We start from the raw sequence: 13607 nt of genomic DNA on the forward strand, positions 1-13607 counted from the left end.
AGGTGCCAACCCGCCGTAATGACCCCAAGTACCGACACGTCCGCAGGAGGACCTTGTGAAGCAGGGCACGCAGGGCTCCGCCGGTACGACGGGCGAGGCTGCCGCGGGGGCTGCCCGCTACCGGGTGCCCGCCCAGCCGGCGGCCGGAGAGGCGGACCGGTGCCGCGACACCGGCATGCCCGCCGGCATCGACGGCGGGGGCTCCGCGCGCGGCGAGCACACCCACAGCGAGCCCGCCCTGCCCCGCCCCCGGCCCGCCGTCCAGCGGTCGTCCGTACGCGGCCAGGTCCTCGCCGCCCTGCGCACCGCGCTGGTCACCGGCGACCTGCGGCCCGGCGAGGTCTACTCGGGGCCCGTGCTGGCGGAACGCTTCGGCGTCTCCGCCACGCCCGTCCGCGAGGCCATGCAGCAGCTCGCCCAGGAGGGCGCCGTCGAGGTCGTGCCCAACCGGGGCTTCCGGGTCGTCGAACGCAGCGCGCGCGAACTCGCCGAGCTGGCGGAGGTGCGCGCGCTGATCGAGGTGCCGGTGATGCTGCGGCTGGCCCGTACGGTGCCGCCCGAGCGGTGGGCCGGGCTGCGCCCGCTCGCCGAGGCCACGGTCCGCGCCGCGTCCTCCGGCTGCCGCGCCACGTACGCCGAGGCCGACCGCGCCTTCCACAGCGCGGTCCTCGCCCTCGCGGGCAACCAGCAACTGGTCGGCGTGGCGGAGGAGTTGCACCGGCGCGCGCAGTGGCCCCTGATGGGCGGCGGCGCCCCCGGCGGCGGCACCCGAGCCGAACTCGTCGCCGACGCCCACGAACACACGGCGCTGCTCGACGCGCTGATCGCGGGAGATTCGGACGTGGTGCGGTCCCTGGTGGGCGAACACTTCAACGGCGCGGAGTAAGGGGACCTACGGCCCCCCCCTCGACCCCCCGGAGGGCTCCGCCCACGCCCGCCGCTGAGGGCAGTCGTGCCGCGGGGCGGCCCCGGCTCCTCGAACGCCGGGCTCGCGAGCGCGCCCGCCTGGTGACATCGGCCCCGGGCACTGGGACTCGGTGCGGGTGGGCCAGGGACCCCGTGCCCACACGCCTGCCGCTACGGGCAGTCGTGCCGCAGGGCGATGGGGGGAGGGGCGCAGCGGCACCGTGAACGCCGTGCGGGCGTACCGCCGCAGCACTCCCTCCGGCCGCGAGTCGCAGGGGCGCACACAGGGCCACACGGCCCCACGCGCCTCGGCTGCCGCGCCCCCCGAACCCCCGGTACATCCCGGTTCACCCCATCGGGGGACCCACACCGCACCTCACGCCGTCGCCGCGTCCGCTTCCGGCGGAGACAGCCGCTGGGACAGCCAGGTGGGCACGCCGCCCAGGAGGCGGAACAGCCGGCGCGCTTCCTCGCGCAGCCGGGACGCCTCCGGCTCCGTCTCCGTGTCCGCGAGGGACACCAGCGCCGGCGCCGTGCCGACCAGGTACCCCAGCTCCTCCCGGATCCGCAGCGACTCCGCGAACCCGTGCCGTGCCTCCGTCAGCTCGCCCTCGCGCAGGGCGAGTCCGGCGAGATGGCGCCAGGTGGCGGAGAGCAGCAGCGGGTCGGCGTGGGCGGTGGCGCCCGCGTGGGCCCGCCGGTAGGCCGCACGGGCGGCCTGCGGGGAGCGCGTGAGGTTCTCCGCGATCAGTCCGCGCCGGAAGTCCAGCAGCGGCCGCCCCGCAGCGCCCGGCGCGATCAGCGCCGCGGCCCGGCCCAGCGCGGCGCGCGCCTCGTCGGCCCGGTCGCGGACCTGGAACAGCGTGGCCGCGTAGGCCAAGTACCCGCGTTCACAAGCGGCGGCGCCCCGCTCGTCGTCGGTGTGCGCCAGCGCCTCGGCCGTACGCAGCGCGTCCTCCGCGTCCTCCCACCCCGCCTCGGTGTACAGGCACCGTTCCGCCAGCAGCGACGCCCGCTGAAGGGCCGCCTGAGGGGTGGAGGGGGTGAGCAGCGCGGCCGCGTCCACCCAGCAGGCGCGGGAGCGCAGCCGCCACACCGCCGTCTGGAGAGGATCGTCTTCGGCGGTCGTTCCGTCACCGGACATGGCGGTATGCGCCACGTTGCCCTCCCCGAGCACGCCATCGAGCTGTTGAGTGGTGGCCGCATCTCAGCACGAACCACCGGGCCCGGCCAAGAGGGCGGGTGAAGGATTTCACAAAGTCATGGGGAGTGGCGCGGAACCGGGGAGTCCGGCCCGTCGCCCCACCCGTCCCTCAGCCCGCCCCTCCCGGGCCGGCGCTCAGCTCATCCGCAACGCCAGGAAGAAGTCCAGCTTGTCCTCGAGGCGCGACAGGTCACGCCCCGTCAACTGCTCGATCCGGCCGACGCGGTAGCGCAGCGTGTTGACGTGCAGGTGGAGGCGGGTGGCGCAGCGGGTCCAGGAGCCGTCGCAGTCGAGGAACGCCTCCAGCGTGGGGATCAGCTCGGCGCGGTGCCGGCGGTCGTACTCGCGCAACGGGTCGAGGAGACGCGCGGTGAACGCGCGCCGCACGTCGTCCGGGACGAACGGCAGCAGCAGCACGTGCGAGGCCAGCTCCTGGTGCCCGGCCGCGCAGACCCGGCCGGGGCGGGCCGCGGCGACCCGCCGTGCGTGCCGCGCCTCCTCCAGCGCGCCGCGCAGCCCCTCCGCCGAGTGCACCGCGGCCGACACGCCGACGGTGAGCCGGCCGTCGCCGTCGAGGCCCGCCGTCAGCGGCCCGCGCACGGACTCCAGGAGCGCGTCGGCCGGCACCCCGGGTCCGGCCGCCTCGTGCTCGTCGGTCACCGAGGGCAGCGGGACCAGCGCGACCGCCTCGTCGCCGGCGTGCGCCACCGCGATCCGGTCGGACGGCTCGGGTCCGGTCGCCGCCGGGTCGACCAGGATCTCCTCCAGGAGCGCCTGGGTGACCGGGCCGCCGTCGCCGCGCCCGTCCTCCCACTCGACGCGGGCGACCACGACCTGCCAGTGCGGCGCGGTGCCGAGACCGGGCAGCAGCACCGGCGCGGCCACCCGCAGGCGCGCCGCGATCTCCGCCGGTGCGGCGCCCGTCTGCACCAGCTCCAGCACCTCCTGCGCGAGCCGCCGCCGCACGGTGCGCGCCGCGTCCCGCCGGTCCCGCTCGACGGCGATCAGCTGGGTGACGCCCTGGAGCAGGTCGAGCCGCTCCTCGGCCCAGTCCCCGGCGTCCGCCTCGACCGCCAGCAGCCAGTCCGACAGCATCGTCGCGCGCGGGTCGTCCGGCTCCGAGGCCGGACCGGGCCCGCTGCCCCGCACCGGGAAGAGGCTGTACGTCGTGCGGTCGAGCACCACCCGGTGCGGGCCGCGCCGCCCGGTCCGCACGGCCGCCAGATGCTCCGCCGCGAGCCGCGCGCACGCCTCGGCGTCCAGCGCGGGCACGGCGCCGCGCGCCCCCGCGGTCTCCTTGGGCGCCGCGATCAGCCGGCCGGTGGGGGAGAGCACCCAGGCGCGCAGGTCCAGGTCGGAGCCGAGCAGGTCGAGCACCACGTCGGGGCCGCCGCCCGCCGGTCCCGAGGTCATCATCCGCCGGTGCCGGTCCACCACGGCCGCCAGGTCCCCGGCGCGCTCGCCGGAGACCTGCCGCACCACGTGCTCGGTGATGGTCGCGAAGGCCACCGACTCGTGCACCGCGAACAGCGGCAGCCGGTGCCGCGCGCACGCCACGACCAGGTCCTCGGGCACGTCCCCCAGCTCCGCCTCGCCCGCGGCCAGCGCCGCCACCCCGGCCTGCACCAGGATCCGTACGAACGGCTCGGAGTCGGCGGCGTCGCGGCGCCAGGCCAGACCGGTGAGCACCAGCTCGCCGCCGGACAGATAGCGGCTGGGGTCGCGCAGGTCGGTGGTCATCACCCCGCGCACACCGCGGTCCAGCTCGTCCTCCCCGCCGAGCAGCTTCAGGCCCAGCGCGTCGGTGTCCAGCAGTGCGCGCAGCCGCATTCTCGTCGCCGCCGTTCCATGTCTCGGTACCCGTGGCAGGGTGAAGGGGGATGGTCGGGAGAGGCCCGTGGGACTGGCCTGCGGGCATGCTCCGCCGGCGTCCGGTTCTCCTCCCGTGTTACTGGAGGAAGACCGGAAGGTCACAGGAGCTCTCCGTTCATACGAATCTACAAGATGCCCGCGTTGGCCAGCCAACTCCTTCATGGTTTCCGTGACTGACCCGGGCGGAGCACACGGCGGTGTACTGGGCGTACTCCAGGTGAACATCCCAGGAACGAGCCGCGCCCGCCGTACCCGGATTGGCTTGATCCGTACGCCCCACGAGACGAAGAAGAGAGCCGGTCATGGACTTCCTTCGCCCCGCCAGCTGGGAGGAGGCGCTCGCCGCGAAGGCCGAGCACCCCACCGCTGTGCCGATCGCGGGCGGCACCGACGTGATGGTCGAGATCAACTTCGACCACCGCCGTCCCGAGTACCTGATGGACCTCACCCGCATCGGTGATCTCTACGAGTGGGAGGTGGGCCAGGACACCGTACGGCTCGGCGCCTCCGTCCCCTACGCGACGATCATGGAGCATCTGCGGACCGAGCTGCCGGGCCTCGCCCTCGCCTCCCACACGGTCGCCTCCCCGCAGATCCGCAACCGCGGGGGCGTCGGCGGCAACCTCGGCACCGCCTCCCCGGCCGGCGACGCCCACCCCGCCCTGCTCGCGGCCGGCGCCGAGGTCGAGGTGGAGTCCGTACGCGGCTCCCGCCGCATCCCCGTCGACGACTTCTACACCGGCGTGAAGCGCAACGCGCTCGCGCCCGACGAACTGATCCGCGCCGTCCACATCGACAAGGCCGACGGACCGCAGCAGTACTCCAAGGTCGGCACCCGCAACGCGATGGTCATCGCCGTGTGCGCCTTCGGCCTCGCCCTGCACCCCGCCACCCGCACGGTCCGCACCGGCGTCGGCTCGGCCGCCCCGACCCCCGTCCGGGCGCGGGCCGCCGAGGACTTCCTCAACGCGGCCCTGGAGGAAGGGGGCTTCTGGGACAACGGGAAGATCATCACCCCGTCCGTCGCCAAGCAGTTCGCCGACCTGTGCGCCGCCGCCTGCAACCCCATCGACGACGTGCGCGGCACCGCGAGCTACCGCCGTCACGCGGTCGGCGTGATGGCCCGCCGCACCCTGACCTGGACCTGGGAGTCGTACCGCGGCGCCCGCCGCACCACGGAGGGAGCCGCGTAATGCGCGTCAACATCACCGTCAACGGACGCCCCCAGCAGGCCGACGACGTCTGGGAGGGCGAGTCCCTGCTCTACGTCCTGCGCGAGCGCCTCGGCCTGCCCGGCTCCAAGAACGCCTGCGAACAGGGCGAGTGCGGCTCCTGCACGGTACGGCTCGACGGCGTGCCCGTGTGCTCCTGCCTGGTCGCCGCCGGACAGGCCGAGGGCCGCGAGGTCGTCACCGTGGAGGGCCTGGCGGACTTCGCCCGGCAGCGCGCCTGCGGCACCGGTGACGCCTGCGGCACCGGTGACGCCTGCGGCACGGGCGGCATCTCCCTCGACGAGGCAAAGGGATGGCAGGCCCACGGCACCGACTCGCAGACCGGCGAGGGCGCCGAACTCTCCCCCGTGCAGCAGGCGTTCATCGACGCCGGCGCCGTCCAGTGCGGCTTCTGCACCCCCGGACTGCTGGTCGCCGCCGACGAGATGCTGGAGCGCAACCCCAGCCCGTCCGACGCGGACATCCGCGAGGCGCTCTCCGGCAACCTGTGCCGCTGCACCGGCTACGAGAAGATCATGGACGCGGTCCGCCTCGCGGCCGCCCGCCAGTCCGAGGGGGTCTGAGCATGCCCACGAACGGCGTTCCCACGACCATCACACAAGGCTCCGGCGTCCAGGGCGGCATCGGCGCGTCCACCCTCCGCCCCGACGGCACCCTCAAGGTCACCGGCGAGTTCGCGTACTCCTCCGACATGTGGCACGAGGACATGCTCTGGGGCCAGATCCTGCGCTCCACCGTCGCCCACGCCGAGATCGTCTCCGTCGACACGAGCGAGGCCCTCGCCACCCCGGGCGTGTACGCCGTCATGACGTACGACGACCTGCCCACCGACGTGAAGCACTACGGCCTGGAGATCCAGGACACCCCGGTCCTCGCCCACGGCAAGGTCCGCCACCACGGCGAACCCGTCGCGATCGTCGCCGCCGACCACCCCGAGACGGCCCGCCGCGCCGCCGCGAAGATCAAGGTGGACTACCGCGAACTCCCCGTCGTCACCGACGAGGCGTCCGCGACCGCCCCGGACGCGATCCTCGTCCACGAACACCGCGACGACCACCACATCGGCCACGTCCCGCACCCCAACATCGTCCACCGCCAGCCCATCGTGCGCGGCGACGTCACGGCGGCCCGGGAGCGCGCCGACGTGATCGTCGAGGGCGAGTACACCTTCGGCATGCAGGACCAGGCCTTCCTCGGCCCCGAGTCCGGGCTCGCCGTGCCCGAGGAGGACGGCGGCGTCCACCTCTACATCGCCACCCAGTGGCTCCACTCCGACCTGCGCCAGATCGCGCCCGTGCTCGGCCTCCCCGAGGACAAGGTGCGGATGACCCTGGCCGGCGTCGGCGGCGCCTTCGGCGGACGCGAGGACCTGTCCATGCAGATCCACGCCTGCCTGCTCGCCCTGCGCACCGGCAAACCCGTCAAGATCGTCTACAACCGCTTCGAGTCCTTCTTCGGCCACGTCCACCGCCACCCCGCGAGGCTCCACTACGAGCACGGCGCCACCGCCGACGGCAAGCTGACCCACGTCAAGGCGCGCATCGTCCTCGACGGCGGCGCGTACGCCTCCGCCTCCCCGGCCGTGGTCGGCAACGCCTCCTCGCTCGGCGTCGGCCCGTACGCCGTGGACGACGTCGACATCGAGGCGATCGCCCTCTACACCAACAACCCGCCCTGCGGCGCCATGCGCGGCTTCGGCGCCGTCCAGGCGTGCTTCGCCTACGAGGCGCAGATGGACAAGCTGGCGGCGCGGCTCGGCATGGACCCGGTGGAGCTGCGCCGGCGCAACGCCATGGAGCAGGGCACCCTCCTGCCCACGGGACAGCCGGTCGACTCCCCGGCCCCGGTCGCCGAACTCCTGCGCCGCGTCAAGGCGATGCCCCTGCCGCCCGAGCGCCAGTGGGAGTCCAGCGAGGGCGCCGACGTGCGCCAGCTCCCCGGCGGCCTGTCCAACACCACGCACGGCGAGGGCGTCGTCCGGGGCGTCGGCTACGCGGTCGGCATCAAGAACGTCGGCTTCTCCGAGGGCTTCGACGACTATTCCACCGCCCGCGTCCGCATGGAGGTGGCCGGCGGCGAACCGGTCGCCACCGTGCACACCGCGATGGCCGAGGTCGGCCAGGGCGGCGTCACCGTCCACGCCCAGATCGCCCGCACCGAGCTGGGCGTCGCCCAGGTGACCATCCACCCGGCCGACACCCGCGTCGGCTCGGCCGGTTCGACGTCCGCGTCCCGCCAGACGTACGTCACCGGCGGCGCGATCAAGAACGCCTGCGAACGGGTCCGGGAGAAGGTCCTCGACCTCGGCCGGCGCAAGCTGGGCTCCTCCCACCCCGCCTGGGCGCACGCCGAACTCCTGCTGGAGGGCGGCAAGGTCGTCACCGACGGCGGCGAGGTCCTCGCCGACCTGGTGGACGTCCTCGGCGACGAGGCCGTCGAGGTCGAGGAGGAGTGGCGTCACCGCCCCACCGAGCCCTTCGACCTGCGCACCGGCCAGGGCAACGGCCACGTCCAGTACTCCTTCGCCGCGCACCGCGCGGTCGTCGAGGTCGACACGGAGCTGGGTCTGGTCAAGGTGATCGAGCTGGCGTGCGCCCAGGACGTCGGCAAGGCGCTCAACCCGCTGTCCGTCGAGGGCCAGATCCAGGGCGGGACCACGCAGGGGCTGGGCGTGGCGGTCATGGAGGAGATCCTGGTCGACCCGGTGACGGCGAAGGTACGGAACCCGTCCTTCACGGACTACCTGATCCCGACCATCCTCGACACCCCGACCATCCCGGTCGACGTCCTGGAACTCGCCGACGACCACGCGCCGTACGGTCTGAGAGGCATCGGCGAAGCGCCGACGTTGTCGTCGACACCGGCGGTGTTGGCGGCGATCCGGGCGGCGACGGGTCTGGAGTTGAACAGAACGCCGGTCCGGCCGGAACACCTGACAGGCACGGCGTAACGCAGATGCCGACACGCCTGCCGCTGCGGGCAGTCGTGCCGCTGGGTGGCACGGGTGGGCGCAGCGGCATCCCGCCGACGCCGGGTGCGGGTGTTCCGTGGCTGGTCGCGCAGTTCCCCGCGCCCCTGAGGGCGCGTGGCCGCCACGCCGGCCGGGCGGGCCACGTGCCGATACGCCTGCCGCTGCGGGCAGTCGTGCCGCTGGGTGGCACGGGTGGGCGCAGCGGCATCCCGCCGACGCCGGGTGCGGGTGTTCCGTGGCTGGTCGCGCAGTTCCCCGCGCCCCTGAAGGCGCGTCGCCGTCACGCCCGCCGCCGTGCAGGCGTCCCCCGTTCGTCTCGGGCCGTCCCCCGGGTCGTGCACCTCCCCAAATCCCGACGCCCCCTCCCTGGGGACGACCGGGTGCCCCTATGAACCTTGGGAGCAGGCCCACATGACCCACCAGTCACTGCAACCGACGACCACCGCCGACGCGGGCGGCACGAAAACCCCCGTTCCCGAAAACCGCCCCTGGCTGGACCGCCACTTCCACATCACCCGCAGAGGATCGACCCTCGCCCGAGAACTCCGCGGCGGCACCACCACCTTCATGGCGATGGCGTACATCCTCCTCCTCAACCCCCTGATCCTCTCCGGAGAGGACGCCGCCGGGAACACCCTCGCCCCCACCGCCCTGATCACCGCCACCGCCTTCGCCGCCGCCCTCTCCACGCTCCTCATGGGCTTCTTCGGCAAGGTCCCCCTCGCCCTCGCCGCCGGCCTCTCCGTGTCCGGCGTCCTCGCCTCCCAGGTCGCCCCGGTCATGACCTGGCCGCAGGCGATGGGCATGTGCGTGATGTACGGCGTGGTCATCATGCTGCTGGTCGTCACCGGCCTCCGCGAGATGATCATGAACGCCATCCCGCTCGCCCTGAAGCACGCGATCACCATGGGCATCGGCCTGTTCATCGCGCTGATCGGCTTCTACAAGGCCGGCTTCGTCCACCAGGGCGAGTCCACCCCGGTCACCCTCGGCCCGGCGGGCGAACTCGCGGGCTGGCCCGTGCTGTTGTTCGCGGTCACCCTGCTCGCCGTCTTCGTGCTGCAAGCCCGAGGGGTCCCCGGCGCCATCCTCATCGGCATCGTCGGCGGCACCGTACTCGCCGTCACGCTCAACGCGTTCGGGGTGATCGACCCCAAGCAGTGGGCGAGCGGCCCGCCCGAGCTGAACGGCGGCGCGGTGTCGATGCCGGACTTCTCGCTCTTCGGGCACGTCGAGTTCGGCGGCTGGGGCGAGGTCGGCGCGATGACCGTGGGGATGATCGTCTTCACCCTCGTGCTGGCCGGGTTCTTCGACGCGATGGCGACCATCATCGGCGTCGGCACGGAGGCGAAGCTCGCCGACGACAAGGGCCGGATGCCGGGCCTGTCGAAGGCGCTGTTCATCGACGGCGCCGGCGGCGCGATCGGCGGCGTCTCGGGCGCGTCCGGGCAGACGGTGTTCGTGGAGTCGGCGACCGGCGTGGGCGAGGGCGCCCGTACCGGGCTGTCCTCCGTCGTCACCGGGCTGTTCTTCGCCGCGTGCCTGTTCTTCACCCCGCTCACGGCGATCGTCCCGGGCGAGGTGGCCGCCGCGGCCCTGGTGGTGATCGGCGCGATGATGATGTCGAACGCCCGGCACGTCGACTGGGCCGACCGCGCCACCGCGATCCCGGTGTTCCTGACCGTGGTGGTCATGCCGTTCACCTACTCGATCACCGCGGGCGTGGCCGCCGGCGTCATCGCGTACACCGCGATCAGGACGGGCCAGGGGCGGGCGCGGGAGGTCGGACCGTTCATGTGGGGGCTGACCCTGGTCTTCCTGGTCTTCTTCGCCCTCGCCCCGATCGAGAGCTGGCTGGGCGTGCGCTGAACTCTCAGAACCCTGTCGTCCCCTTCACCGCAGTCGAGGAGAGCGAGACATGCTGGACATCGCCGAAGAGCTGGACCGGTGGGTCGCCGAGGGCCGTGACTTCGCCGTCGCCACCGTGGTGGCCGTCGGCGGCAGCGCGCCCCGCGGGGCCGGCGCCGCGCTCGCCGTCGACGCCGACGGCACCGCGGTCGGCTCGGTCTCCGGCGGGTGCGTGGAGGGGGCGGTGTACGAGCTGTGCGTGCGGGCGCTCGAGGACGGCGTGACCGTCGTCGAACGCTTCGGCTACAGCGACGAGGACGCCTTCGCCGTGGGTCTCACCTGCGGCGGGGTCGTCGACGTCCTCGTCACCCCGGTACGGGCGTCCGACCCCGCCCGCCCCGTGCTGGCCTCCGCGCTCGCCGCGGCGGCCGGCGGGCGGGCGGCGGCGCTCGCGCGCGTCGTCGAGGGCCCCGGGCACCTGCGCGGCCGCGCGCTCACCGTCCGCCCCGACGGCTCGTACGAGGGCGGCCTGGGCGCGGGCGAGGAGCTGGACCGCACGGTCGCCGCCGAGGCGGGCGCCTTCCTGGACGCGGGCCGTACGGGCACCGTGGACGTGGGTGAGGAGGGCGCGCGCTGCGGGGCGCCGCTGACCGTGCTCGTGGAGTCGTCCGTGCCGCCGCCGCGGATGATCGTGTTCGGCGCGATCGACTTCGCGGCGGCGCTGGTACGGGTCGGCAAGTTCCTCGGCCACCACGTCACCGTGTGCGACGCGCGGCCCGTGTTCGCGACGCGGGCCCGTTTCCCCGAGGCGGACGAGATCGTCGTGGAGTGGCCGCACGAGTACCTGGCCCGCACGACGGTCGACGCGCGCACGGTGCTGTGCGTCCTCACCCACGACGCCAAGTTCGACGTGCCGCTGCTGGAGCTGGCGCTGCGCCTGCCCGTGGCCTATGTCGGCGCGATGGGCTCCCGCCGCACCCACCTGGACCGCGAGGCCCGCCTGCGCGAGGCCGGCGTCACCGACCTGGAACTGGCCCGGCTCAGGTCCCCCATCGGCCTCGACCTGGGCGCCCGCACCCCGGAGGAGACGGCCCTGTCCATCGCGGCGGAGATCGTCGCGAACCGCCGAGGCGGCACCGGAGCCGCCCTCACCGGCGCGAAGACCCCCATCCACCACGATCAGCAGGCCCCGGCCCGCCGCATCGGCTCGGTCGCCTGAGCGGGCCCGTCCGACCGGCCCCGGGCGTCAGCGTCCCGACAGCGTGTGGCGGACCCGCCACAGGTCGCGGAGCAGCGCGATCTCGGCCATGTGGTGGATGAACTCCAGGCCGGCCCCCGCGATCACGCCGACGAACGGCTCGTCGGCGTCGGAACCGTAGGGGTACTGCGAGAAGCCGATCGTGTCGAGCTGCTCCTCGGTGACGGCGCCGACGGCGGCCCGCCAGCGGTCGACGGCGGCCCAGAAACGCCGTAGCGCGACGCCGGCGGAGGGGGAGAAGTCGACCATCAGCTTCGGGTCCTGCCGCCGCTCGCCGAACGCCCACTCCCAGCCGCCCGCGAACGCGTGATGCAGATGCCCCAGCCGCCACGCGATGGTGGTGAGCGGCGTGTCGTCGGGCTCCGGTTCCCCGGTGTGGGCGAGGACCTCCTCGACCCGCGCCACGCTCACGCTCCAGTCCTCGGCGATCTTTTCGACGCTCATGCCGCCGGCCGCCTGCCGGGCCACCTCCGCGTACTCGCCCGCCGGGATGTCCGGGTCGCCCAGGTCGAGCACCCACTCGCCGGGCCCGAAGGCCCTGGGCGTCACCGCCTCGCCACGGGGCCGGATCGACCAGCAGCCGGGCGCCGGCTCCCACAGGTACTCCTCGTCGCCGAGTCCCGCCAGCCGCGCACGGGCCATGTCCGTCGCCTTGTCGAACTGCTCCAGCAGAATGCTCAAGCGGTCGGTCCGTGCGCCCTCGGTGCCCATGTCAGGCCTTCCGTGGTCGGGTTGCGTCCAGCTGCCACCCGGAAGGTAGTGGCCCCGCACCGCGGGACGCGACGGCTTTTCCGGCCCCCCGGACGGCAACCGTCAGCCGAATCAGTCGGGTTCAGCCCCGCCGCAGCAACTGGTCGACCGTCCGCCCGAACATCACGCGCCCCGCCCATGCCAGCAGCCCGTCGCACGCGGCCGGGAGGAAACGCACGCGGACGTCCTCCCGCCACACCACCCGGCTGTGGCCGCCGAGGCCCGGACGCACCTCGATCTCCGCCCAGCCCAGGACCGTGCGCCCGCGCTTCTCCAGGCGGCAGAAGCCGGGGGAGTCGCCCGTCGGGGGCCGCCACTTCGTGACCTCCATCGGGTCGTCGAAGCCGAGCGGACCCGGACCCGTACGGGCGACGAACACGGTGCCCTCGCCGGTGGGCGGGGGAGTGGTGACGGTGATCCGGGTCAGCGGGGTCACGTCCCCGTGCCGGGGCCACGTCGTGACGCGCCGCCAGGCCTCGTCGGGGGCGAGGGGCGTCGTGCGTTCGAGCTGGAAGGTGGCCACGGGCCGATCCTAGGCCGCCCTCCCCGCCGTCACCGGTACACCGCTCCGGGCTCCGCCCTCCCCGGTGCGAGCAGCTGCGGCACGGTGACGAAGACGTACCCCCGCTTCTTCAGCGCGTCGATGATGCCCGGCACCGCGGGCACGGTCCCGTCGTAGAGGTCGTGGAGCAGGATGATGCCGTCGCGGGAGGACTGGGCGAGGACGCGGCGGGTGATCAGGTCCGGGTCGGTGGTCGCGTAGTCCTTCGCCGTGACGCTCCACAGCACTTCCGCGAGTCCCAGCTCGCGGCTGATCCCGTGCACCGTGTCGTCGGTGCGGCCCTGCGGCGGGCGCATCAGGGTGGGGCGGCGGCCGGTGAGGCGCTCTATCGCGTCGTTGGTGCGCTCCAGCTCCTCGCGTATCTCCTCCGGCTCCAGCTCGGTCAGGATGCGGTGGGTCCAGGTGTGGCTGGCGACCTCGTGGCCCTCGTCGGCCATCCGCCGCACGAGCTCGGGATACGTGTCGATGTGCCGCCTGCCGAGGAGGAAGAAGGTCGCCGGGACCCGCTCCTCCGCGAGGATGTCGAGCAGCCGTGCGGAGTGCTCGCTCGGCCCCGCGTCGAAGGTGAGCGCCATGCACCGCGCCTCGCGGCAGTCCACCGTGCCGAACCGTGCCCGCACGTCGGCCGCGCGGACGCTGCTGGGCGCGGTCGTCTCCACGCGCGCGCACCCCGTCAGCGCCGGCGTCAGCGCGGTCACCGCGGCCATCGCGGCCACGGCGGCAAGGGCGCGGAACGCGGCTCTCGTTGTCGTCGTCTTCCTGGTCGGAAAAGGCATGCGCGGACTGTACACACGGTTTATACACCGGGTTTATAGTCCGCTGCGGCATGCCTCCGTACGGGTGACCACGCCCTGTGAGAGTTGTCACCGGGGCGGTCGGGCAACCACCCGGCCCGTCCCGCCCTCCGACCTGCGCGCATCCCGGTCTCGGTGCACGCTGGTGCAGAGCAGCGCATATCCACGCGGAGCGGGACACGGTATGTCCAACCGTTTGAGGCAGGTCGG

The 13607-nt window shown here is 73.8% G+C and carries 11 protein-coding genes; 6 read left to right on the top strand and 5 right to left on the bottom strand.

Features of this window, described 5'->3' with window-relative positions; translation table 11 throughout:
* Positions 1-55 precede the first annotated feature (55 nt).
* A complete protein-coding gene (locus ACFOSY_RS15980) occupies positions 56-886 on the top strand; it encodes a GntR family transcriptional regulator (RefSeq protein WP_394307480.1) in 831 nt (276 codons plus the stop codon).
* A 396-nt stretch (positions 887-1282) separates the two neighbouring features.
* Here the strand turns inward: ACFOSY_RS15980 and ACFOSY_RS15985 are convergent, their stop codons facing one another.
* Both ACFOSY_RS15985 and ACFOSY_RS15990 read right to left on the bottom strand, forming a co-directional pair.
* Positions 1283-2050 (bottom strand): hypothetical protein, encoded by a 768-nt coding sequence (locus ACFOSY_RS15985; protein ID WP_394307754.1) that lies wholly within the window; start codon positions 2048-2050, stop codon positions 1283-1285.
* 195 nt (positions 2051-2245) lie between these two features.
* The gene (locus ACFOSY_RS15990) at positions 2246-3940 is read right to left on the bottom strand and encodes a PucR family transcriptional regulator (RefSeq protein ID WP_394307481.1); all 1695 of its coding nucleotides are present in this window, start codon (positions 3938-3940) and stop codon (positions 2246-2248) included.
* 344 nt (positions 3941-4284) lie between these two features.
* Between ACFOSY_RS15990 and ACFOSY_RS15995 the strand changes: the two genes are divergently transcribed.
* From ACFOSY_RS15995 to ACFOSY_RS16015, 5 genes are all read left to right on the top strand, one after another.
* Positions 4285-5175: an FAD binding domain-containing protein gene (locus ACFOSY_RS15995; protein ID WP_394307482.1), complete on the top strand. Its 891-nt coding sequence runs from the start codon at positions 4285-4287 to the stop codon at positions 5173-5175.
* Complete coding sequence (locus ACFOSY_RS16000; RefSeq protein WP_394307483.1) at positions 5175-5777, top strand: (2Fe-2S)-binding protein; 603 nt, start codon at positions 5175-5177, stop codon at positions 5775-5777. The genes ACFOSY_RS15995 and ACFOSY_RS16000 overlap by 1 nt, the downstream gene beginning before the upstream one ends.
* Positions 5778-5779: 2 nt before the next feature.
* Positions 5780-8164: a xanthine dehydrogenase subunit D gene (gene pucD / locus ACFOSY_RS16005; RefSeq protein ID WP_394307484.1), complete on the top strand. Its 2385-nt coding sequence runs from the start codon at positions 5780-5782 to the stop codon at positions 8162-8164.
* Between the two features lie 432 nt (positions 8165-8596).
* Positions 8597-10054, top strand: a complete 1458-nt coding sequence (locus ACFOSY_RS16010; RefSeq protein WP_394307485.1) for an NCS2 family permease — start codon at positions 8597-8599, stop codon at positions 10052-10054.
* A gap of 49 nt (positions 10055-10103) precedes the next feature.
* Positions 10104-11252, top strand: coding sequence for an XdhC family protein (locus ACFOSY_RS16015; protein WP_394307486.1), 1149 nt, complete (start codon positions 10104-10106; stop codon positions 11250-11252).
* Positions 11253-11279: 27 nt separating this feature from the next.
* Here ACFOSY_RS16015 and ACFOSY_RS16020 read toward each other — a convergent pair whose 3' ends face one another.
* From ACFOSY_RS16020 to ACFOSY_RS16030, 3 genes are all read right to left on the bottom strand, one after another.
* A complete protein-coding gene (locus ACFOSY_RS16020; protein WP_394307487.1) occupies positions 11280-12002 on the bottom strand; it encodes a DinB family protein in 723 nt (240 codons plus the stop codon).
* A 121-nt stretch (positions 12003-12123) separates the two neighbouring features.
* Positions 12124-12564, bottom strand: coding sequence for an SRPBCC family protein (locus ACFOSY_RS16025; RefSeq protein ID WP_394307488.1), 441 nt, complete (start codon positions 12562-12564; stop codon positions 12124-12126).
* 29 nt (positions 12565-12593) lie between these two features.
* The gene (locus tag ACFOSY_RS16030) at positions 12594-13379 is read right to left on the bottom strand and encodes a polysaccharide deacetylase family protein (RefSeq protein WP_394307489.1); all 786 of its coding nucleotides are present in this window, start codon (positions 13377-13379) and stop codon (positions 12594-12596) included.
* Positions 13380-13607: the final 228 nt, after the last annotated feature.

It is taken from the genome of Streptomyces lusitanus (assembly GCF_042647945.1).
GTDB lineage: Bacteria > Actinomycetota > Actinomycetes > Streptomycetales > Streptomycetaceae > Streptomyces > Streptomyces pseudogriseolus.